This window comes from Piscinibacter lacus, assembly GCF_016735685.1.
GTDB lineage: Bacteria > Pseudomonadota > Gammaproteobacteria > Burkholderiales > Burkholderiaceae_C > Aquariibacter > Aquariibacter lacus.
The window spans coordinates 659,823-680,177 of the sequence record NZ_JAERRA010000001.1 but is presented as its reverse complement, the minus strand read 5'-3'; the positions used below and the strand labels follow the sequence as shown (position 1 = coordinate 680,177).

The window sequence follows — 20,355 nt, the reverse complement described above, 5'->3', positions numbered from 1 at the left end:
GGTCGATGTTCAACCATAGGCCACCTCACGCGGCAGGGCGGCCAGCAGTGCACGCCAGGCCGGCAGCTCGGCACGGCCGGGCTTGCGTTCGCCAAAAACCATGGCCAGGGTCTCGCCGGTCGCGTCGAACAGTTCCAGCGAGCTGACGACTCCGTCGGCCGTCGGCTTGCGGACGATCCAGGCCTGGTCGATCAAGTCCTCGCGCAGGTGCAGGTTGAAGCCCGGGTCCAGCACATTCAGCCAGGGCCCCATGCGCTTGACTGTCCTCACTGGGCCGGTGTGGATCTGGATCATGCCCGGGTTACCGACGAAGACCATGATCGACAGGCCTTCGGCAGCCGCCGCCTCCAGCAGCATGGCCAGCACGGCAGCCGGTACCCGCTCGGCATGCCCGGGTGGCGCCAGGCGTAGGGCCTGGGTGCGGGCCAGGCCGAAGCGCCGCACCAGGCCAAAGAACTCGTGGGTGTCGGCAAGGGCCAGCCAAGCCGCCTGGAAGGCTGGCACATCAACGGCGCCGTCAGGTGGCGGGAGGGGTGCAGGATCGGCCGACTCGGGCGCCATGCCGGGCTCCTGGTCGGCATGGGCGAACGCGCTGACGAAGCGCTCCCAGGCGGGCAGGTCCGCGCCCGGCTTGAGGATGACCTTGTGCACGGCCATGCCCTGGGCATCGAAGACCTGCAGGCTGCGCTGGGGCGTGCCGTCCTCGGCCTGCTCGGTCACCGCAAAGACATGGGCCCAAACGGCGTAGAAGATGCGCAGGTCGATGTCCGGCCCAAGGGCCAAGCCAACGTCGGCGCGGTGTGACATGTCGGCATAGATGCCAATCTTTTCATGCACAGCCCCCTCGTTGCGAGTAAGCGCCATCACCCGACCCAGGCTGGGCATGCGCTCGAAGAGCCGCGGCCAGGGCGGTGCCAGGCGCACCGCGCTGAAGGGTGGCGGAGCCGACACGGCCGCAGCCACCGCCTGGCCTTCCGACAGGCCGAGCCGGGCCGCGGCATCGCGGTGGCGCAGCCGGGCCTCGCGGCGCAGGGCGAGGAAGGCATCGAGCTGCTCGGCCGGCGGGACGCCGCGGAGGCGGCGGGTGGCAATCGGGTCCATGGTCGGGGCTCCAGAAGGAATCGGGCGAGCGGGATCGCAGCAGGCCTGCGCGGACTCGGTCCGGGCTCAGTAGCTGATCCGGACGCGCAGCGCGAGGCTGCGTCCGGGTTGGGTGTAGGCCGCCAGGCCGGGGGTGTTGGCTGCCAGACCGGCGACGTCGGCCCAGTGCCAGTAGGTCTTGTCCGTCAGGTTGAACAGGCCGGCGCCCAGATCTAGATGGCGGTTGACACGCCAGTTCGCGCTGAGGTCCAGGGTGGTGAAGGACGGGGGCGCGAAAGGCTCGGTGCCGGCCGCCAGCGCACTGGCGTCGATGCGGCTCCGCGACTTGGCGCGCACATGGTTGAGCGTCGCGCCCAGGCGCAGGTCGGGCCGGACTTGCCACAGGGCGCGCAGATTGAGCTTGGGCGGGTCGATGCTGTTCAGCGGAGCCTCGCTGCCGTCAGCGCTTTCGCCGCGGGCCTGGGCGTAGGCCGCTTCCAGCTTCCACTCCGGCCGCGGCTGCCAGGCCAGCCGACCCTCCAGGCCGCGGATGCGGGCCTCGTCCAGGTTGACGAACTGGAAGGTCTGCGGATCGTCCGCGCTGCCGCTGCCGCCGACGACGACACGCTCGATGAAGTCCTTGTAGCGGCCCTCGAACACCACGGCCGACCAGCGCAGCGTGCCCTGCTGGCCGTTCAGGCCCAGCTCCAGCGTGCGACTGTGCTCGGGCTTGAGATCGGGGTTGCCGATCGACCGATAGGCAAAGAAGGGCGAGCTGAGGTTGGTAAAGCCGTTGTTGACCTGGTCGGGCGTGGGTGCGCGATAGCCCTGGGCCAGGTTCACATAGGCCGACAGGGAATCGCTGGCCACCCAGCGCAGGGCCAGCTTGGGTGTGAGCCGGCCATCGCTGAGGGCCACCGATTCGACGCCGAGCACGTCCTCGCGAGGGTCGAGCTTGAAGCGGTCGTAGCGCAGCGCCGGGCTCAGGAACCAGCGCTCGGCAAGCCTCAGCTCGTCCAACAGGAAGACCCCCAGCGCCGTGTAGTCAGTGGCCGGGAAGGCCTTGGTCGGGAAGGTCTCGCCGCTGGGCGGCACGGTGCCGTCGCGCAGGTTGTCGATGCGGGCACGGGCCAGGTCCAGGCCGTAGACGATACGGTGCCTGAAGCCGCCCCAGTCGGCCTGTTTGTCGAGCTGCAGGTTCAGGCCGAGCAGGCGTTCCTCGTAGCGGTTGTCACGGCTGCGGTCGGCCAGGGTGCTGCGATCCTCAAAGCTGTACTGGCGGGTCTCGGCGTCCTGGCCATAGACGGCGAACTGCAGCCGGTCGGCCAGGGCCCAGCCCAGGCTGTCAAAACGGGCGTCGACGGACAGGCGGTCACGGTCGATGTCGTCGCGCGCATCCAGGCGAGCGACGCTGGCGCTGCGACCGCTGCGCACATCGGTGTCGATGTCGGCGCGGCTGTGGTCCAGGGTCAGGCGCCACTGCTGACGGCTGTCCGGGCGATGCACCCACTTCAGCAACAGGCTGCGGCTGTCACGCTGCTGCGGATTGGCTTCGCTGCGGGCGGCGCCGTCGCCCCCTTGGCCGCCCTGGCTTTCCAGGGCATGTCCGTGGCGGCCATCGACGATGGCCATCAGCTCGGTCCCGGCCGCAGCATCGCCAGCCAGGCGCACGGCGCCGCGCATGTTCAGGCCAAAGCTGCGGTCCTCCTGGGCCCAGTCCAGACCGACGCTGGCATGCCGGGCGCCTGGGCCCCCGCCCAGCAGATCGGCCGGGTCGAAGGTGTAGAAGCTGACGACACCGGCCAGCCCGTCCGAACCGTAAAGGGTAGACGCCGGGCCGCGCAGGATCTCGACGCTTCGCAGGCTGCCCAGTTCGATAAAGTCGCCTCGACCGAAGCTGGAGGCCCCGAAGCTGAAGGCCGCCGGCACGCGGATGCCGTCGACCTGGATCAGCACCCGGTTGCCGTCGAGGCCGCGGATGTTGAAGCCGGCATTGCCTTCGCGGCCGGTCGTGCCCTGGGCCAAGCCGAAGCGGGCCGGTGCGCGGCGCACGCTCACGCCAGGCTCATTGCGGACCAGGTCGCGGAGGTCCTTGACAAAGGCCTCTTCCAAGGCCTCGGCCTCGATCACAGTGACCGTGGAGGCGGTCTCGTCGACCGTGCGGCGCTCACGTGTGGCGCTGACGCTGACGGGCGGTAACGGTGCGGCCAGTCGCGCTGCGTTCGAGGGCTCCGCGCGCAGGTCCGCCGCGGCCAGATGAAGCAGCACCAGGCTGCCAAGGCCGAGCGGCCGCAGGCGGCACGGTGAGGGATGGTGGCGGCGCACAAGCGCCGCCGGGCAGGGACGGAGAGCGGACATGGACATCAGCCGGCAGGGCCGGAGCAATCACTCGGCGGGCAGGCGTCGACCGAAGTCGCGCACCGTTCAGCTGGCTGAGGTCGGGAACCAAGGGGATTGAGGGCAGAGCACCCTCAGATCTAGCGAATGCGAATTATTCGCAATTAAAAAGCCATGTCAAGTTCATGGGTCACGAGCGGCCGGCCGTCATGGCCGGCCCGCGGTTGCCCTCAATCCCAGCTCAGCGTCGCCGTCAGCCGCAGGCTGCGCGGCTCGACCGGGTGGAAGTGACGGTCCGCCACGCCCTCGGCCGGCTCGCCGGGCAGGCGCGAGGTGTAGAAGTAGTCGATGTCGCTGGCGCGACGGTCGAAGAGGTTGAACACGTCCAGGCCCAGGCGCAGATTGCGGTGGGCCTGCCAGCCCAGGCGCATGCTGGCGAGGGTGGTCGAGGCCGAGCGCTGGCGGCCGTCCTCCGTCAGGTCGCGCGGGCCGATGTGGCGAAGCTGGAACTGGACCTGCCAGGGCCCACCCTCGGGCGCCCAGCCCAGGCCAAAGGAGGCGACCCGGTTGGCCGCGCCCGGTACGCGGTCGGCGCCGGCTGGCGCGGCCTCGAAGCGGGCACGGCTCCAGGCCAGGTCCAGGTCGATCAGCCAGTCGCGGCCCGGCGTGCCCAGGATCGTCCAGCCGTCGAGCCGGCCATGGTGGTTCAGCTCCAGGCCGCGGCGGCGGCTGGCGCCCAGGGCCTCGGTGTTGCCGGCATCGCCGATGTAGACCAGCTCGGAGTCAAGCTTCAGCGTCCACAGCACCAGGGCCGTCTGCTGGCCGGCCAGGGGCTGGCCGCGCCAGCCGATCTCGGCGCCCCGGCTGGCGACCAGGCCGGGCACGCGCTCGACCGGGTCGCCGCTGACGGGGTCAAGCCGCGCCACGGTGCCGCGCGCATCGTTGCTGTGGAAACCGCGTCCAGCGTTCAGGAACAGCTCGCTGTCGGCCCAGTCGGTCCAGGGGCCCCAGATCAGCGCGAGCTTGGGGCTGGTCTGATGGTCGCCGGCGCGGCCGGTGTTCTCGGCCACGCTGCTGCGCGCCACCTCGAACTGCGCGCGGTCGTGGCGCAGGCCGAGCACGCTGCGAAAGCGCGGGCTCCAGGAGGTGGCCAGCTCAGCATGCAGGCCGCCGATCGTCTGGTCGAGCTCGCTCTCGGTGGTCGTGGCCAGGCGGCGGCGTTCCACCGTGCGGTAGAGGCCGACCGGGTCGAGCCGGTCGTGGCGGATCTGGCCGCCCAGGCTCAGGCGCTGCGCCCGGCCGCCGGCCGTGAAGGCCCAGTTGCGGCGGGCTTCGCCGCCCAGGGTCTGGCGGCGCTCGGCCTGCTCGAACTGATCGCCAGCCGTGGGGAAATCGAGCGCGTAGGTGAAGTTCGACCATAGGTTCAGCCGCGAGCGGATCCAGTAAGCGCTGGCCTGCCAGTCGCCGTCGGCGGTCTCGCCATCCAGGCCGGCATTCAGGCTGAAGCGCTCGGTGCGGCCGCCGCTGAAGGGATCGAGGCTGTCGAAACGGCCGAGCCGGCCGTCGGCCACCGCGCGGGCGGGAATCTGGTCGGTTGCCGTCCAGCGGTTGTTGTAGTGCATCAGGCCGAGGCGCCATCCCAGGCCCGGCGTGCCACCGCGATGGCGCAGCAGCAGGCTGGACTTGCGCAGGCGCTGGGGCACCGTCCAGGGCCCGTCGCTCATGAAACCCTCGGCGGCGGCCAGCCAGTGGCCGCCCGGGCCCTCGAAGCTGTCGGCCAGCAGCAGGCGGCGGTAGCCGTCCTCGCCCAGGGTGCTGCTGGCGAAGCCGCGCTCCAGCCGGTCGAGCAGCACGATGCGGGCGCTGCCGGCGCTGGCGAAGTCGCCATCCTCGGCGGCATAGGGGCCCTTGCGGTAGTCGATGCGGCGGACCAGCTCGGGAATCAGGAAGTTCAGGTCGGTGTAGCCCTGGCCATGGGCATGGCTGACGGCATTGACCGGCATGCCGTCGATGAAGGTCGCGAAGTCGGTGCCGTGGTCGAGGTTGAAGCCGCGCAGGAAGTACTGGTTGGCCTTGCCGTCGCCCGAATGCTGGGTGACGACCAGACCGGGCACGAACTCCAGCACCTCGGCCGGCCGCTGCACCGGCCGGTGGGCGATGAGGCGCTGGGTGACGGTGCCCGCGCTGGCGGCATCGCCCTGGCCGGGGGCGGCTTCGTAATGGCCCTGGAGCTGCACGGCCGGCAGGCTTGCCGAAGCGGCGGCGGCGGCCGACGCGGCGACGGGCGGCAGGGCCTGGGCCGCGAGCGGCCCGGGCATCAGGGGGGCCAGCAGAGCGACCAGCCAGGTGCCGAGGCAGGCAGCACGCGCGGGGACGGCCGCGGGCCGGGCGGCGTGCAGCCGGATGCCGCCACGGCGGGGGGCCGGGCGGGGAAGGGTCAAAAAGTTAGACATGGCAGGCAATTCCCCGGCCGGCAGCAGCCGGCCGTCAGCAGCGGCGATCGCCGGGCCGGCCCGCCTCACGGCGGGCCCGCGGCCCGGGCCTGGGGGCCGCCGCATCAGGCGGCGGCAGCACTCAGGCCCGCACGCGAGGGGGACGCTGGGGCGGCGCGGGCTGCCAGTCGACCCAGGCTTCCGCCCGGGGACGCGGCCGGCGCAAGGCCTGTCCGGGCGCGGCCGCGGGCAGGCCGGGACCGGCCTGCGGGGGGTGCCATGCGGGGCCGGTCGAACGGCTGTCCTCGGCCGGGTCGGGGTCAGCACCCAGCCAGTCGGCCTGCAGCAAATCGTGGCGGTGCTCGGCCAGGCCCTGGGCATGCGCCAGGGCATGGGCCCGATCGTGCGCGGCCTCGCGGGCGGGCCGCGGGTCGTCCGCCCAAGGACCGGCCGGGGCGGGCATGGCCTCCACCCGCTCGCCCGGCCCCGGCGGCCAGCTCAGGCTGGGCAGCGGCAGGGGGGCTGCGGCCGCCTGCGCCGGCAGGGGGTGGGTGTCCAGCCGCAGTTCCAGATGCAGGTGCAGGCCCTGCAAAGCACCGTGCCGGGCGGCCAGCGCCAGGGCTTGCACGACCAGCGCGACCAGCAGCAAGCCGCCCAGCACCCGCAGCAGCCCCAGCGGCCGGCGAAGCGGGCGGGCGCTGCGCAGCGGCTTCATTCGAGCGCGAAAGCCCGCTCGACGAACCAGTAGGCCGCCAGGGCCGCGATCAGCAGCGAGCCGCCGCCCACCACGCCGCGGCGGTAGAAGACCTGCCCGCGCGCCCACCAGGCCAGCGGCAGCAACAGGGCCACGCCCAGCAACTGGCCCAGCTCGACGCCCAGGTTGAAGCCCAGCAGGGGCAGGACGAGCTCGCCCTCGCGCAAGCCCAGGTCCTGCAGCACATTGGCGAAACCGAAGCCGTGCACCAGGCCGAAGACCGCGACCAGCATCCAGCGCCGCGGCCCCTGCACCAGCGGCCGTACATTGTTCAGCGCGGCCAGCAGCACGCTGGCGGCGATGCCGGCCTCGACCCAGCGGCTCGGTAGGGCCAGCACCCCGGTGGCGGCCAGGCTCAGGGTGATCGAGTGCGCGACGGTGAAGGCGGTGACGACGCGCAGCACCTCAGCCACCGCCGCACGCGGCTCGGCAGCCGGCTGCCAGGCCCGGCCATCCCAGCGCAGCACGCAGACCAGCAGCAAGGCGACGAGGAAGAGGATGTGGTCGAAGCCGATCGCGATGTGCCAGATGCCCTGGACGAGGAATTCAAGAAAGCCCGGCCCGCGGCCGGCCGCCAGGGCAAAGTCGCGCGCCGGCTCGCGCGGGTGCAGCACGGCGGCGAGCGCATGGTCCTGGCCCTCAAGCACCAGGCGCAGCAGGCCGCGGTGGTTGGGGTCGCTGCCGGCAAAGAGGCTGTACGCGATTTGCAGCCGCTCGGGCGGCTGGCCGCAATCCAGCACCGCGCGCAGCGCGACATGCGGCCCGGCGCCATGCTCGATGAGCTGGGGCTTGAGCCCGCGCAGCCCGCTGCAGGCCTCGCCGCCCGGCGCACCCAGGCGCAGGCTGGCGGCGGCCAGGGCCTCGATGTCGGCCCAGCGGGCCTGCACCTCGCGCCAGCGCAGCAGGCCATCCTCGTCGGCATCGAGATCCAGCTCGGCATCAAGATCCTTGAGCGCAATGTCCCAGGCCAGCTCGATGCGCGGGCCCTGCACGCGCAGTTCGAGCAGGCTGTCGCTGGGCTGGTGGGCCCGGGTGGCGCCCGCGGCCAGCAGCAGCAGGCCGGCCAGCAGCCAGGCGATGCAGCGTCGCAGGCTCATCGGCGGGCCTCCGGGCGCGCGAGCTCGGGGGCCGAGGCGGCCGGGCGGCTGGCCGCAGCATCCAGCGCGGCCAGGGCCTTGCGCAGGCGCTGGTCTTGCAAGCCGGTCTCGCGCAGGAAGCGGCGCACGGGCTCGGCCGCGGCGGGGCGGCCGGCGGCGGCGGCCGCCTCGATCAGCAGGCGGGCGTCGACCGGCTCGCGCTGCTGGTCCCAGTTCTGCTCGGCCAGGGCCAGGGCGGCGGGTGCGTCGCGCGTGAGGTGCAGGGCATGCCAGGCGGCTTCGCGGGCGTGGCCGCGGTCCTCGCGCAGGGCTTGCGCGTCGCGGGTGGCGCGCAGGCGGGCCAGGGTGTCGCGTGCCTCGGGACGGCGCAGTTGCAGCTCGGCGCGGGCGCGGCGCAGCAGCAGGGCCTCGGCGGCGGGCGCGTCGGCCAGCAGGGCAAGCACCTCGTCCCAGCGGCCGCGGTCGATCAGGGCATCGGCCAGGGCCGCGCGGGTGTAGACCTCGGGCTGGGCGGCAAGCGCCCGGCGGTAGAGGCCCAGGGCCTCGTCGGCCTCGCCGGCGCGCTCGGCAGCCTCGGCACGCAGCAGGGCGAGCCAGGCGGGGCCGCGTTCGCCGGCATCGAGCTGGGCCAGGACCTGGCGGCCGGGCCCGGGCGGGCCGGTCAAGGTGGACAGCTCGGCCAGGCAGGCCGAGCCGGCCAGGCCCGCCTCGCTGCCAGGCCGGGCCAGGGCCGGGTCGAGCAGGGCCTCGCAGTGGCTGGCGGCGTCCAGGTAGCGACCCTGCACCTGGAGCACGGCGGCGCGGTTGAGCTCGGCCACGGCGCGCAGGGCCGGCGGCAGGTCGCGCGCGGCCGGGCCGGTCAGGGGGGCGAGATCGTCCAGGGCGCCGCGGAAATCATGCTGGGCCTGGCGCACGGTGGCGCGCCACAGGCGGATCTCGGGCGGCGGTTCGGCGGCCTGCGCCCAGGGGCCGAGGGCGGCCTCGGCCTCGCCGAGGTGGCGCGGATCCCCATCGCGCCGGGCCTGCTGCAGGGCGGCCTGCACGAAGGACAGCACGGCCTGCGGATCGCGCGGCGCCTTGCGCCAGGCCTGGCGCAAGGTGCGCAGCTTGGGACGGCCGGCTTCGGCCCGCGTGCTCTGCACCCGGGCGACCACTTGCTCGGGGTCGGTCGGCACATGGGGCTGGGCGCGCGCATCGGCCGCCGCGGCCCGCAGGGGCAGCAAGAGGCAGGCGGCCAGCAGAAGAAGGGGAAGAAATCGCATCGGGGCGGGGGGACAGGCCAGGGCACCTGGTCCGGAACATCTTGCACGAGCCGGGCCCGCAGGCCGGCAGATGCTGGACGTGGACCGGGGCCGCCCACCCCAAGGATGGACGGCCCCGGGCCGGCAGAGCGCGCGATCAGAGTTCGCGCGGCTCGTCCGTTTCGCTGGTCGGCGGCAGCTCGCCGAGCACGCTGTCGAGCGAGAGCGGCTCGGTCGTCTCGGGGCTGCGTTCGGCCTCTTCGACCACGAAGGCGGTGAACACGGCCGTGCTGCCGCTGCGGACGGCCTCGGCGACGCTCAGGTCGTCACTGCCGCCGCCGCAGGCGGCAAGCAGCAGGACAAGCAGGGGCGCGGCCAGGCGCAGGGAGCGTGAGGTGGTGCGCATGATGGGCAACTCCTCAGCGCGCCCGGGCGGCCGTCGGGGCCGCGATGACGGCCGGCGACAGGGCACCCGGCAACGGCGTGTTCAGGTAGGGGAAGGCCGACTTGAAGTCCGCGGCCGAGGCCCGCACCGCATCGACGAAGGGCACGTTGCCGGCCGGCGCATCCGAGGGCTGGCAGCCGACACCCAGGGCATCGGTGCTGCCAGTGGCGACGCACAGCACGCCCATGGCCACGCGCAGCGAGGCATCGACCACGTCATCGCCCAGGCGACGGCCGTTGGGGAAGCCGGCCGTGTCACCTGCCAGCACGCCCAGCGGACTCTGGCTGGCCACGGGGGTGACCGCGGTGCTGGTGTTCAGGCGCAGCATCTCGGTCAGCGGCCGGGTCGTCGCGCTGTTGTTGGGCCGGTTGATGCCCGGCAGGCCGGTCAGGAAGGCGGTGACCAGGTCGGTGCGCGGGAAGTTGGTCGGAGCGGGCGCACCGAACAGCGCCTCGATCAGCGCCGGCAGCGTCGGGTTCGTCACGTAATCGGCGAAGCGGCTGGCGTCGTCGATCGGCTTGGTGGCATTGAACTTGTCCTTGTCGGGCAGGCCGATGACCACTTCATTGACAAGGGGCATGCCCAGGCGCGAGACCTGCACCCAGGCGCCGCCGACCTTCTCGCTGGCCTGCAGGCCCGAGGCCGGGCGGCCGTTGAGCAAGCGGGCCTGGCGCAGGCTGGCGGTGGTCCAGCCGCCGATGACCGGCTCGCTGCCCTGGGTCAGGCAGGCGATGGGCACTTCGATGGCGATGGAGGTGACGTTCTTGTCGTCGAGCTCGCCGAACTTGCCGAGCGCGGACGCATTGCCCTCGTCGGTGATCACCGCGGCCGGCGCATTGATCAGGTCGAAGATGGTGCCGAGGTTGACCGAGAAGGCCTCCTTGCGCTGGCCGACGAAGACCTTGGCCTGGCTGGCGTTCGACGCGCTGCAACCCGGCACGGTGAAGCTGCGGATGAAGCTGCTGGCGTAGCTCTCGTAGGCCTCGGCATTGCCAAGGGTCTTCTCGCCGATGTAGTCGACCGGCTTGGGGAAGGTGCTGCCGCCATTGATGGCCTGGCGGGTGCCGCTGCGGCGGTCGCCGCGCACCAGGGTCATGGTGTAGCCCTCGGTGTAGCTCAGCGTGCCGCCCTGGGCATCCACGCCGCCGATCTGGCGCAGCGGGATCGACACCGTGCGGCCGTTGGCGCCCGCGCCGCCGATGCGCAGCGTCTGGCCGGCGCCGGCATTGGCCAGCGGCGTGCTGAAGCGGAACTGGAAGGTCAGGTCTTCGCGGCCGTCGCCGTTGTTGTCGACGTGGATCTCGTAGAGCGCGTTGGGATCCAGCGAGAAGTAGTTCGGGCCGCCGTAGGGGTCTTGCAGCGGCAGGTAGTTGGCGATCAGGGTGACGAAGCCTTCGCGGTTCGGCTCGTAGCTGCGGAACATGTAGAAGTCCGTGCCATCGACCTTGGGCGAAGTCGTGATGAAGGGCGCTTCGCGGTGGCTGGAGGCCAGGCTGAGGCCGGTGGCGCCCAGCAGGGCGGCTCCGAGCAGCGCAAGGCGGCTCGTCGAGAGGAACTTGAGCATGGGAAGTCTCCTGGAGGGCGCGCAGTTCGTCGACTGCAGCGAGGCTGGATACGCCAGCGGCGGGCCGCTGGATGTCCGAAAGCCTTGTGCAGCGTACGGTCTTGGCTGCGCGCGGTCGGTGTCCTGCCAGACACAAGGCCGGGCTGGCGACAATCGGCGGTCCATGGACACCGCCCTGCCCGAGCTGCCCCCTGCCGTGGCGCAGCCGACCTCCCCCGCCGGGCACCCCTGGGTGCTGCGCGACTGGGGCCGCGTGCCCTGGCCGCAGAGCGCCGAGGCCATGCAGGCCTTCACCGCCGCACGGGGGCCCGAGACGCCCGATGAGCTGTGGCTGGCCGAGCACGATCCCGTCTTCACCCAGGGCACCGCCGGCCGGCCCGAGCATGTGCTGGCCGCCGGTGACATCCCGGTGCGGCCCAGCAACCGCGGCGGCCAGGTGACTTACCACGGGCCCGGCCAAGTACTGGCGTATCCGCTGCTCGACCTGCGGCGGCGCGGCTACTTCGTGAAGGAGCTGGTGCACCGCATCGAGGAGGCCGTGCTGCGCACCCTGGCCGAGCTGGGCGTGACCGCGCATCGCGTGGTCGGCGCGCCGGGCCTCTACGTGCGGCTGGCCGACCCCTTCGGCCATGCCCGCCTGCCGCCCGCCGCGCCGGGCGAGGACCCCTTCCGCGGCCTGGGCAAGATCGCCGCCCTGGGCCTGAAGATCAGCCGCCAGGGCAGCTACCACGGCGTCGCGCTGAATGTGGCCATGGACCTGGCGCCCTTCGGCCGCATCGATCCGTGCGGCTACGTAGGCTTGCATACCGTCGACCTTGCTAGCCTCGGCGTGGTCGTCGAACCGACGGCCGTCGCCCGGAGCCTGGCCACCCACCTGATCCGGCAGCTCGACTGAGCCCCCGCCCCCACCCGGAGCCTTCCCCCATGAGCACCCTCCTGCCCGAGACCCCCGAGCAGCCGGCCTACGACCCCACGGTCAAGCAGAAGTCCCAGGCCAAGACTTCACGCATCCCCATCAAGGTCGTCCCGGCCGAGGTGCTGAAGAAGCCCGAATGGATCCGCGTCAAGGCTGGCAGCCCCTCCACCCGCTTCTACGAGATCAAGCAGATCCTGCGCGAGCACAAGCTCCACACCGTCTGCGAGGAGGCGAGCTGCCCCAACATCGGCGAGTGCTTCGGCAAGGGCACGGCCACCTTCATGATCATGGGCGACAAGTGCACGCGGCGCTGCCCCTTCTGCGATGTCGGCCACGGCCGGCCCGATCCGCTCGATGCGGACGAGCCCGCCAACCTGGCCAAGACCATTGCCGCGCTGAAGCTCAAGTACGTGGTCATCACCAGCGTCGACCGCGATGACCTGCGCGACGGCGGCGCCGCCCACTTCGTCGACTGCATCCGCCAGACACGCGCCCTCTCGCCGGCCACGACCATCGAGATTCTGACCCCGGACTTCCGCGGCCGCGACGACCGCGCGCTCGGCATCCTCACCCAGGCCCCGCCGGACGTGATGAACCACAACCTGGAGACGGTGCCGCGCCTGTACAAGGAGGTCCGCCCAGGCAGCGACTACGCCTTCAGCCTGAACCTGCTCAAGAAGTTCAAGGCCCTGCATCCCAAGGTGCCGACCAAGAGCGGGATCATGGTGGGGCTGGGCGAGACGGACGAGGAGATCCTGGACGTGATGCGCGACCTGCGCGCGCACGATGTGGACATGCTGACCCTGGGCCAGTACCTGGCCCCCAGCGGCCACCACCTGCCGGTCAAGCGCTACGTGCACCCGGACACCTTCAAGCGCTTCGAGGACGCGGCCCATGCCATGGGCTTCAGCCATGCCGCCGTGGGCGCGATGGTGCGCAGCAGCTACCACGCCGATCAGCAGGCGCATGCGGCCGGGGTGGGGGCCTGAGGCCCCTGCCAAGCCCGCCGTGCCGCGAGCGGCCGGCCTGTTGCCTCAGGCCGCCAGCAGCTTCTCGACCAGCTTGTTCAGCTCGTCAAAGTTCGGCGGGCCGACATAGGTCTTGACGATGCGGCCCTGCCGGTCGATCAGCACCGAGGTCGGCGTGAGCTGGATGTCGCCGAAGCGCTTGGCCAGCTCGCCATCGTGGTCGAGCGCGACCTTGAAGGGCAGGGCGCGGCTCTTGGCGAAGCTCAGCACATAGGCCGGCGGGTCGTAGGCCATGGCAACCGCCACCGTGTCGTAGCCGCGGGCGGCGTACTTGCCGTAGGTGGCGGCGAGGTCCGGCATCTCCTTCACGCAGCTTGCGCAACTGGTGGCCCAGAAGTTCACCAGCACGACCTTGCCGCGCAGGGCGCTGAGCTGTTCCTTGCGACCGTCGATCAGCGTGTAGCCAACCTCGGGCGCAAGCTGCGGGCTGCAACCCGGCAGGGTGGCGGCGGCAAGGCCCAGGGCCAGCAGGGCGGCGGCAAGACGGGGGCGGAGGGACATGGTCGCGGGCTTTGTGTAGGCTGGGCGCATTCGGGTCGGGCGCTGCGCCGGATCCACCGGGCAGGCTGCCCTCAGAACCAGGAGATCGCCATGCGTTCCATCGACCCGTGCGACGTGCTGCGCCGGCAGTGTATGAGCCGGGGGGCGACGTTCGTGCTGCTCGGCCTCTGGGCCGCCCAGGCCCGCGCGCTGTCCTTCAGCGACGCCGACGCCAGCGCCGGCCTCAAGGCCGCGCTGGAGCGCGGCGCCGAGGTCGCCGTCGGCCTGCTCGGCAAGACCGATGGCTTCCTCGGCAACCCCAAGGTGCGCATCCCCCTGCCGGGCGCGCTGGAGAGCGGCGCCAAGCTGATGAAGAAGCTGGGCCAGGGCGAGCGGGTCGAGGGCCTGGTCACCGCCATGAACCGTGCGGCCGAGAGCGCGGTGCCCGAGTCGGTCAGCCTGCTCAAGCAGGCCGTGCGCGACATGAGCGTGGCCGATGCGAAGAAGATCCTGAGCGGCGGCGACACCTCGGTCACGTCCTTCTTTGCCGACAAGACGCGCAAGCCGCTGAACGGCCGCTTCCTGCCCATCGTCAGCCGCGAGACGGAGAAGGTCGACCTCGCCGCCAAGTACAACGCGGTCGCGGCCAAGGCCTCGGGCTTCGGCCTGGTCAAGAAGCAGGACGCCAACATCGAGCAGTACGTGACCGGCAAGGCGCTGGACGGTCTGTACTTCATGATCGGCGAGGAAGAAAAGAAGATCCGCAAGGATCCGGTGGCCACCGGCAGCGCGATCCTGAAGAAGGTCTTCGGCGGGCTCTGAGCCCGGCCGGGCCGGCGCCCTGCGGCCGGCAGGGTCATGCTTCAAATGAGAATGGTTCGCATTAGCATGGGCGCCTCTTCCCTGCCCGAGCGAGCACCATGTCTGCCTGCCTCTCCCCCGAAGCCTCCCCCGCCCTGGCCGAGGAGCGCCCGCCCGCCGTCGAAGTCCTGTTGGCCGGCACCCTGGCCCTGATGACGGCCGTGGCCGAGCGTTGCGCGCTCGGCCATCCGCCAGCCTGCCATGCGCAGAGCCGGCTGATGCTTGGCAAGCTGCGGCACAACCTCGACCAGCTCTGCGCCCACCCGGCGCTGAGCCCCACTTTCCGCCTGAGCCTGGCGCGCATCCGCGGCCACTGGCAGCGCATGCTGAGCGAGGGCGCCGACGCCGATCCGGCCCAGGCCGCCCCCGCGCGCCAGGCGCTGCACTGAGCCGCCGCCCGCGCCGCGCTCAGCCCGCCAGGGCGGCGGCGACGGCCTCGCCGACTTCGCGGGTCGAGGCGCTGCCGCCCAGGTCGCGCGTGCGCGGCCCCGTGCGCAGCACCTGCTCGATGGCCGCGACGATGGCATCGTGCGCCGCCCGGCCGGCTGCCGCATCGGCGCCGGGCGCCTGACCGAGGAAGTCCAGCATCAGCGCGGCCGACCAGATCTGCGCGATCGGGTTGGCGATGCCCTGGCCGGCGATGTCCGGCGCCGAGCCATGCACCGGCTCGAAAAGGCTGGGGTAGCGCCGGTCGGGGTTCAGGTTGGCCGAGGGCGCCATGCCCAGGGTGCCGGTGCAGGCCGGGCCCAGGTCGCTGAGGATGTCGCCGAAGAGGTTGCTGGCGACGACCACGTCGAAGCGCTCGGGCTGCAGCACGAAGCGCGCGGCCAGGATGTCGACATGCTGGCGGTCCCACTGCACGTCCGGGAACTCGGCGGCGATGGCCTCGACCCGCTCGTCCCAGTAGGGCATGGAGATCGCGATGCCATTGCTCTTGGTCGCCGCCGTCAGGCGCTTGCGGGGGCGCTGCTGCGCCAGGCGGAAGGCGTGGCGCAGGATGCGGTCGACGCCATGGCGGGTGAAGATGGCCTCTTGCAGCACCAGCTCGCGCTCGCTGCCCTCGAACATGCGGCCGCCGACGCTGCTGTACTCGCCCTCGGTGTTCTCGCGGACGACGAGGAAGTCGATGTCGCCCGGCTGCTTGCCCGCCAGCGGGCTGCGCACGCCGGGCAGCAGGCGCACCGGGCGCAGGTTGGCGTACTGGTCGAAGTCGCGGCGGAACTTGAGCAGCGAGCCCCACAGCGAGACATGGTCCGGCACCACCGCCGGCCAGCCGACCGCGCCGAAGTAGATCGCGTCGAAGCCGCGCAAGGTCTCGAACCAATCCTCCGGCAGCATGCGGCCGTGGCGCAGCCAGTGGTCGGCGCAGGCCCAGTCAAATTCCTGCACGTCAAGCGGCAGGCCGTGGCGTGCGGCGGCCAGCTTCAGCACGCGCAGGCCCTCGGGCATCACCTCGGTGCCGATGCCGTCGCCGGGCAGGACGGCGATGCGGAAGGGTCGGTTCATGGCGGGTCTCGTCGCATTTGGGGCCCCGATGCTAGGCAGGCCGCGCGGTCGCAGGCCTGCGGGGATTGCGTAGCGCCGGCCGGCCGCAGGCGGCTGGCGATGCACGGGGCGGGCATTGGCCCGGCCGCTGCCCCGGGCGGGCGGGCGCAGGCATCATCGGCCCCTGCCTGAACTGCCGTGACGGCCTGTCCTGCCGCCTGACCATGCCCCTTGCTGCCCCGCTCTCCCTGGCCCTCGTCGGCGCCGGCCCGGTCGGCCTGAGCCTGGCCCTGCAACTGGCCGCGGCGCTGCCGCAGGCCGCGATCACCGTCTTCGACGCCCGCGCGCCCGGCGCCGACCCGGGCCGCGACCCGCGCACGCTGGCGCTCTCGCTGGGCAGCGTGCAGGTGCTGGAGGCCCTGGGCCTGGGCGCGGCGATGGCGGCCCAGGGCACGCCGATCCGCTGCGTGCATGTCTCGCAGCAGACGCCGACCCTGGGCCCCGGCCTGCTGCCGCGACCGCTGGCCGCCCTGCTGCTGCCCGAGGGCGAGCCGGTGGTGCGCATCGCGGCCGAGGAACTGGGCCTGCCCGCGCTCGGCACGGTGATGCGGCACGGCGCCCTGGTCGCGCCGCTGCAAGACTTGTGGGAAGCCGCCTGCGCGCGCGAGCCGCAGCGCCTGGCGCTGCGCCTGGGCACGCCGGTGGCGGCGGTGCGCGAGCGGGCCGGCGGTGTCGAGCTGGATTGCGGCATCGTCGAGACCCACGACCTGGCGGTGATCGCCGAAGGCGGCGTCTTCGCCGAGCAGGCCCGCAAGGCCCTGCGCCACGACTACGGCCAGACGGCCTGGGTCGGCACCGTCACCCTGGCCCGGCCGCTGGACGGCATGGCGGTGGAGCGCTTCACCGCCAGCGGCCCGGCCGCGCTGCTGCCCTTGCCGCCCGGGACGGCTGGCGGCGCCACGCCTTCGGCCGACGACGGCCAGCCGCGCGCGGCCCTGGTCTGGTGTGTGCCGAGCGCCGACGACCCGGTGGCACCACTCGACGCTGCCGGCCGCCTGGCCCTGCTGAACACCCTCTTCCCGGACGCCGTCGGCCCGCTGACCGGCCTGAGCCCGCTGAAAAGCTTCGCGCTCGGCCTGAATGCCGAGCGCAGCCTGGTGCGCGGCCGGCAAGTCCGCATCGGCAATGCCGCACAGACCCTGCACCCGGTGGCCGGCCAGGGCCTGAACCTGGGCCTGCGCGATGCCCAGGCCCTGGTGGCCGCCCTGGTCGCCGCCGAGGAGCAAGCCCACCGCCAGGGCGGGCCGCTGGACCTGGACGCCGCGCTGCGCCGCATCGAGTGGCAGCGCGCGCCCGACCGCTGGAGCCTGATCGCCGCAACCGATCTGCTGGCCCGCGGCTTCACTTGGCCGGGGCCGGCGCTGTCGACGCTGCGCGGCCTGGGCCTGGCCGCCGTCGGCCAGCTTGCACCCCTGCGCCGGGCGCTGGCGCGGCAGATGATGTTCGGCTGGCGCTGAGGCGCGCCGCCAGGCTCAGATCATCCGGCCCGCGCTGCGGCTGAGCTGGCAGCCCTGGATGCGCCAGGCCTGGTCCGACTGGCGTTCGAGCGTGTAGATCGCGATCCAGACCGCGCCGTCGCCATCGACGAGGCGGACCTGCTGCACCACCTCGTCGCCGACGCGGATCGGGGTCATGAAGAAGATCGAGGCCGGGCGGTAGACCGCCGGATAGGCCTCGCGCACGGTCATGAGAAAGCGCTCGGCGCTGCCGAAGCGCTGCTGGATGGCCGGCGTCGCGAAGCGGAAGGCGGCTTCGGCATCGTCGGCGGCAAAGGCGTCGAGCTGGGCCTGCACAACGGCCCGCACCTCACCGGCCTCGTCGCCGGGCAGTTTCTCGGCGGCTGCATGCAAGGGCGCGTCGCGGCCCTGGGGCGGGGCGGCTTGCAGGGCCGGCGTCGCCAGCAGGGGCAGCAGACCGGCCAGCAACAAGGTGGGCAGGGGGTGCATGGAAGGCTCCGGTGCCACCTGGAGCGGCGGCCTGTGCAGGCAATATGACAGCAAAGCGCGGCCGAGGCGCGCAGCGGGTCACCCGTGGACCGGGGGGGCGGCATCTGCGTGCCACAGCAGCCGGCCCTGGCCGATGGCATAGAGCTGGGTCCGCAGGGCTGGCAGGTGCGCGTCGGGCAGTTCGAAACGGCAATCGACCGCCTCGCTGCCATGCTGCACTTGCAGGCTGCGCGCGCCGGCCGCGGCCAGTTCGCGGCGCAGCCGGCCCTCCAGGGCATAGGGCACGCGACAGCCCAGCGGCAGCCAGCGCAGGCGCGGCACCTTGACGGCGCCCAGCAGGGCCTGGGCCACGGCGTCGGTGTAGGCCCGCACCAGGCCGCCGGCGCCGAGCTTGACCCCGCCGTAGTAGCGTACGACGGTGGCCAGCACGCCATCCAGGTCCTGGTGGCGCAGCACCTCCAGCATCGGCCGGCCGGCGGTGCCACCGGGCTCGCCGTCGTCGACCGCGGCCGACTGGCCGCCGGCCAGCAGGGCCCAGCAAACATGGCTGGCGCCGGGGTGCTCGGCCCAGCGCGCGGCCACGCGGGCCTGGGCCTCGCGGCGGTCGGCCACCGGTTCGACGCAGCCGAGGAAGCGGCTCTTCTGGATCAGCAGTTCGCTGTGGACGGCGGCAGACAGGCTCAGCGGCATGGCGCGAGCTTATGCGGCGCCGCCGCGGGATTTGCCCGTCAATCTTGCTGAAGGCGTGCGCTAGCTTTCCTGATCCCGCAAGCGTCAGGCTTTCGTTATAAACCGAGGTTCCGGATCGCGGGCACGACCGCAGTCCGGCTCGTCCATGCATCGGCCGCCCCGGGCGAAGCATGACGGACCCCGTTCCCGGCACCGTGACCCGCGTGCTGTGCGGCGGGAGGGCGCGATCCGCCCCAGTCCCGCACCGGCCCGACCGCCGGCCCGCGGGGCGCCAGATGAGCAGGCCGTCCAGGGGACGGTCCAGGTACTGTGTCCGGGGAGGCCGACCGCATGTCGCCCTGCCCGCGCACTTCCACGGGATGACCATGCAAACGACCTTGAAGTCGCTTCTAGCGACCGGCGCCGACACCGCCACCGCCCTTTCCGCCCCCGGGCGTCCGCCGCTCAGCTTCAGCGGCCTGCGCAGCCTGATCGACGCGACGATCGCCCGCCTCAACGGCCTGGGCATCGGCCGCAACGACCGGGTCGCCATCGTGCTGGCCAACGGCCCCGAGATGGCCGCCTGCTACATGGCCTGCGCCCGCGGCGTGACCAGCGCGCCGCTGAACCCGGCCTACCGCGCGGACGAGTTCGAGTTCTACCTCTCCGACCTGAATGCCAAGGCGCTGATCGTCGAGCAGGCCAGCAGCTCGCCGGCCATCGAGGTGGCCCAGAAGCTGGGCGTGCGCGTGCTGGACCTGATCCCCGGCGAGGCCGCCGGCGGCTTCACCCTGCAACCGCGCGACGGCGCGGAAGGCGGCAGCCCGGCCGCGCACGGCGGCGATGCCGAGCCCGACGATGTCTCGATGGTGCTGCACACCTCGGGCACCACCTCGCGGCCCAAGATCGTGCCGCTGTCGCAGCGCAACCTGGCCGCTTCGGCACAGAACATCCGCGCGACCCTGCAGTTCACCGACAAGGACTGCGGCCTGAACATCATGCCGCTCTTCCACATCCACGGCCTGATCGCCGGGGTGCTGGCGCCGCTGTCGGCCGGCTCGCAGGTCTTCTGCACTCCGGGCTTCAATGCCCTGAAGTTCTTCGCCTGGATGGACGAGGCCAAGCCCACCTGGTACACGGCCGTGCCGACCATGCACCAGGCCATCCTGACCCGGGCTGGCAAGAACGCCGAGATCATCGCGCGCCATCCCCTGCGCTTCCTGCGCTCGTCCTCGTCCTCGATGCCGCCGCAGGTCATCGCCGAGCTGGAGGCCGTCTTCAAGGCCCCGCTGATCGAGGCCTACGGCATGACCGAGGCCACCCACCAGATGGCCAGCAACCCGCTGCCGCCGCGGGCACGCAAGCCCGGTGCGGTCGGCCTGGCTGCCGGCCCCGAGGTGGGCATCATGGGCGAAGACGGCACGATCCTGCCGGCTGGCTCGATCGGCGAGATCGTCATCCGCGGCCCCAATGTGACCGCCGGCTACGAGAGCAACCCCAAGGCCAATGCCGAGGCCTTCACGAACGGCTGGTTCCGCACCGGCGACCAGGGCGTGATGGATGCCGAGGGCTACATCAGCCTGACCGGCCGCCTGAAGGAGATCATCAACCGCGGCGGCGAGAAGATCAGCCCGCGCGAGGTCGACGAGATCATGATGGACCACCCGTCCGTGGCCCAGGTCGTGACCTTCGCGATGCCGCATCCCAAGCTGGGCGAGGAAGTCGCCGCCTGCGTGGTGCTGCGCGAGGGTGCTGCGCTCAGCGAGCGCGAGCTGCAGGACTTCATCGGCCAGCGCGCCGCCGACTTCAAGGTGCCCAAGAAGATCCTGTTCATGGACGAGATCCCCAAGGGGGCCACCGGCAAGTTGCAGCGCATCGGCCTTGCGGCCAAGCTGGGCCTGACGGGCTGAACACCGAGTCAACGATCGAAGGCGGCATGCAGACCGCCCCCACACCACCC

At 72.3% G+C, this 20,355-nt stretch carries 18 protein-coding genes; 6 read left to right on the top strand and 12 right to left on the bottom strand.

The window, feature by feature from the left end; translation table 11 throughout:
- Window positions 1–9: 9 nt before the first annotated feature.
- The 8 genes from JI742_RS03110 to JI742_RS03075 form a co-directional block, all read right to left on the bottom strand.
- Window positions 10–1,101 (bottom strand): hemin-degrading factor, encoded by a 1,092-nt coding sequence (locus tag JI742_RS03110; RefSeq protein ID WP_201823915.1) that lies wholly within the window; start codon window positions 1,099–1,101, stop codon window positions 10–12.
- 66 nt (window positions 1,102–1,167) lie between these two features.
- Entirely contained in the window at window positions 1,168–3,438 is a 2,271-nt protein-coding gene (locus JI742_RS03105) for a TonB-dependent hemoglobin/transferrin/lactoferrin family receptor (protein WP_201823914.1), read from the bottom strand.
- A 209-nt stretch (window positions 3,439–3,647) separates the two neighbouring features.
- Complete coding sequence (locus tag JI742_RS03100) at window positions 3,648–5,735, bottom strand: TonB-dependent receptor (protein WP_236676755.1); 2,088 nt, start codon at window positions 5,733–5,735, stop codon at window positions 3,648–3,650.
- A 256-nt stretch (window positions 5,736–5,991) separates the two neighbouring features.
- Complete coding sequence (locus tag JI742_RS03095; protein WP_201823913.1) at window positions 5,992–6,564, bottom strand: hypothetical protein; 573 nt, start codon at window positions 6,562–6,564, stop codon at window positions 5,992–5,994.
- A complete protein-coding gene (locus JI742_RS03090; RefSeq protein ID WP_201823912.1) occupies window positions 6,561–7,700 on the bottom strand; it encodes a HupE/UreJ family protein in 1,140 nt (379 codons plus the stop codon). Before JI742_RS03090 ends, JI742_RS03095 begins: the two co-directional genes overlap by 4 nt.
- Window positions 7,697–8,962, bottom strand: a complete 1,266-nt coding sequence (locus JI742_RS03085; RefSeq protein ID WP_201823911.1) for a hypothetical protein — start codon at window positions 8,960–8,962, stop codon at window positions 7,697–7,699. Before JI742_RS03085 ends, JI742_RS03090 begins: the two co-directional genes overlap by 4 nt.
- A 136-nt stretch (window positions 8,963–9,098) precedes the next feature.
- Window positions 9,099–9,347: a hypothetical protein gene (locus JI742_RS03080; protein WP_201823910.1), complete on the bottom strand. Its 249-nt coding sequence runs from the start codon at window positions 9,345–9,347 to the stop codon at window positions 9,099–9,101.
- A gap of 13 nt (window positions 9,348–9,360) precedes the next feature.
- Window positions 9,361–10,950 (bottom strand): DUF4331 domain-containing protein, encoded by a 1,590-nt coding sequence (locus JI742_RS03075; RefSeq protein ID WP_201823908.1) that lies wholly within the window; start codon window positions 10,948–10,950, stop codon window positions 9,361–9,363.
- 163 nt (window positions 10,951–11,113) lie between these two features.
- Between JI742_RS03075 and lipB the strand changes: the two genes are divergently transcribed.
- Window positions 11,114–11,845 (top strand): lipoyl(octanoyl) transferase LipB, encoded by a 732-nt coding sequence (gene lipB, locus JI742_RS03070; protein WP_201823906.1) that lies wholly within the window; start codon window positions 11,114–11,116, stop codon window positions 11,843–11,845.
- Between the two features lie 29 nt (window positions 11,846–11,874).
- Window positions 11,875–12,855: a lipoyl synthase gene (gene lipA, locus JI742_RS03065; RefSeq protein ID WP_201823904.1), complete on the top strand. Its 981-nt coding sequence runs from the start codon at window positions 11,875–11,877 to the stop codon at window positions 12,853–12,855.
- Window positions 12,856–12,900: 45 nt separating this feature from the next.
- Here lipA and JI742_RS03060 read toward each other — a convergent pair whose 3' ends face one another.
- The gene (locus JI742_RS03060) at window positions 12,901–13,395 is read right to left on the bottom strand and encodes a TlpA disulfide reductase family protein (RefSeq protein ID WP_201823902.1); all 495 of its coding nucleotides are present in this window, start codon (window positions 13,393–13,395) and stop codon (window positions 12,901–12,903) included.
- 132 nt (window positions 13,396–13,527) lie between these two features.
- Here JI742_RS03060 and JI742_RS03055 point away from each other — a divergent pair, with 132 nt between their 5' ends.
- Together JI742_RS03055 and JI742_RS03050 are read left to right on the top strand one after the other, a co-directional pair.
- Window positions 13,528–14,196 (top strand): DUF4197 domain-containing protein, encoded by a 669-nt coding sequence (locus JI742_RS03055; protein WP_201826323.1) that lies wholly within the window; start codon window positions 13,528–13,530, stop codon window positions 14,194–14,196.
- Window positions 14,197–14,294: 98 nt separating this feature from the next.
- Window positions 14,295–14,624, top strand: coding sequence for a hypothetical protein (locus JI742_RS03050; RefSeq protein WP_201823900.1), 330 nt, complete (start codon window positions 14,295–14,297; stop codon window positions 14,622–14,624).
- A gap of 19 nt (window positions 14,625–14,643) precedes the next feature.
- Here the strand turns inward: JI742_RS03050 and JI742_RS03045 are convergent, their stop codons facing one another.
- Window positions 14,644–15,741: a tartrate dehydrogenase gene (locus tag JI742_RS03045; RefSeq protein WP_201823898.1), complete on the bottom strand. Its 1,098-nt coding sequence runs from the start codon at window positions 15,739–15,741 to the stop codon at window positions 14,644–14,646.
- 203 nt (window positions 15,742–15,944) lie between these two features.
- Here JI742_RS03045 and JI742_RS03040 point away from each other — a divergent pair, with 203 nt between their 5' ends.
- The gene (locus tag JI742_RS03040) at window positions 15,945–17,237 is read left to right on the top strand and encodes an FAD-dependent monooxygenase (RefSeq protein WP_201823896.1); all 1,293 of its coding nucleotides are present in this window, start codon (window positions 15,945–15,947) and stop codon (window positions 17,235–17,237) included.
- Between the two features lie 15 nt (window positions 17,238–17,252).
- Here the strand turns inward: JI742_RS03040 and JI742_RS03035 are convergent, their stop codons facing one another.
- Together JI742_RS03035 and JI742_RS03030 are read right to left on the bottom strand one after the other, a co-directional pair.
- Entirely contained in the window at window positions 17,253–17,726 is a 474-nt protein-coding gene (locus JI742_RS03035; RefSeq protein ID WP_201823894.1) for a DUF4864 domain-containing protein, read from the bottom strand.
- Window positions 17,727–17,804: 78 nt separating this feature from the next.
- The gene (locus tag JI742_RS03030; protein ID WP_201823893.1) at window positions 17,805–18,416 is read right to left on the bottom strand and encodes an IMPACT family protein; all 612 of its coding nucleotides are present in this window, start codon (window positions 18,414–18,416) and stop codon (window positions 17,805–17,807) included.
- Window positions 18,417–18,781: 365 nt separating this feature from the next.
- On the opposite strand from JI742_RS03030, the gene JI742_RS03025 reads away from it, so the two are divergent.
- Window positions 18,782–20,305, top strand: a complete 1,524-nt coding sequence (locus tag JI742_RS03025) for an acyl--CoA ligase (protein ID WP_201823892.1) — start codon at window positions 18,782–18,784, stop codon at window positions 20,303–20,305.
- The last annotated feature ends 50 nt before the right edge of the window (window positions 20,306–20,355 follow it).

Excerpts from the sequence above, each read along its gene's own strand:
- JI742_RS03110 (WP_201823915.1), bottom strand. The coding sequence starts at position 1,101 with ATGGACCCGATTGCCACCCGCCGCCTCCGCGGCGTCCCGCCGGCCGAG.
- JI742_RS03105 (WP_201823914.1), bottom strand. The coding sequence starts at position 3,438 with ATGTCCGCTCTCCGTCCCTGCCCGGCGGCGCTTGTGCGCCGCCACCAT.
- JI742_RS03100 (WP_236676755.1), bottom strand. The coding sequence starts at position 5,735 with ATGCCCGGGCCGCTCGCGGCCCAGGCCCTGCCGCCCGTCGCCGCGTCG.
- JI742_RS03095 (WP_201823913.1), bottom strand. The coding sequence starts at position 6,564 with ATGAAGCCGCTGCGCAGCGCCCGCCCGCTTCGCCGGCCGCTGGGGCTG.
- JI742_RS03090 (WP_201823912.1), bottom strand. The coding sequence starts at position 7,700 with ATGAGCCTGCGACGCTGCATCGCCTGGCTGCTGGCCGGCCTGCTGCTG.
- JI742_RS03085 (WP_201823911.1), bottom strand. The coding sequence starts at position 8,962 with ATGCGATTTCTTCCCCTTCTTCTGCTGGCCGCCTGCCTCTTGCTGCCC.
- JI742_RS03080 (WP_201823910.1), bottom strand. The coding sequence starts at position 9,347 with ATGCGCACCACCTCACGCTCCCTGCGCCTGGCCGCGCCCCTGCTTGTC.
- JI742_RS03075 (WP_201823908.1), bottom strand. The coding sequence starts at position 10,950 with ATGCTCAAGTTCCTCTCGACGAGCCGCCTTGCGCTGCTCGGAGCCGCC.
- lipB (WP_201823906.1), top strand. The coding sequence starts at position 11,114 with ATGGACACCGCCCTGCCCGAGCTGCCCCCTGCCGTGGCGCAGCCGACC.
- lipA (WP_201823904.1), top strand. The coding sequence starts at position 11,875 with ATGAGCACCCTCCTGCCCGAGACCCCCGAGCAGCCGGCCTACGACCCC.
- JI742_RS03060 (WP_201823902.1), bottom strand. The coding sequence starts at position 13,395 with ATGTCCCTCCGCCCCCGTCTTGCCGCCGCCCTGCTGGCCCTGGGCCTT.
- JI742_RS03055 (WP_201826323.1), top strand. The coding sequence starts at position 13,528 with ATGAGCCGGGGGGCGACGTTCGTGCTGCTCGGCCTCTGGGCCGCCCAG.
- JI742_RS03050 (WP_201823900.1), top strand. The coding sequence starts at position 14,295 with ATGTCTGCCTGCCTCTCCCCCGAAGCCTCCCCCGCCCTGGCCGAGGAG.
- JI742_RS03045 (WP_201823898.1), bottom strand. The coding sequence starts at position 15,741 with ATGAACCGACCCTTCCGCATCGCCGTCCTGCCCGGCGACGGCATCGGC.
- JI742_RS03040 (WP_201823896.1), top strand. The coding sequence starts at position 15,945 with ATGCCCCTTGCTGCCCCGCTCTCCCTGGCCCTCGTCGGCGCCGGCCCG.
- JI742_RS03035 (WP_201823894.1), bottom strand. The coding sequence starts at position 17,726 with ATGCACCCCCTGCCCACCTTGTTGCTGGCCGGTCTGCTGCCCCTGCTG.
- JI742_RS03030 (WP_201823893.1), bottom strand. The coding sequence starts at position 18,416 with ATGCCGCTGAGCCTGTCTGCCGCCGTCCACAGCGAACTGCTGATCCAG.
- JI742_RS03025 (WP_201823892.1), top strand. The coding sequence starts at position 18,782 with ATGCAAACGACCTTGAAGTCGCTTCTAGCGACCGGCGCCGACACCGCC.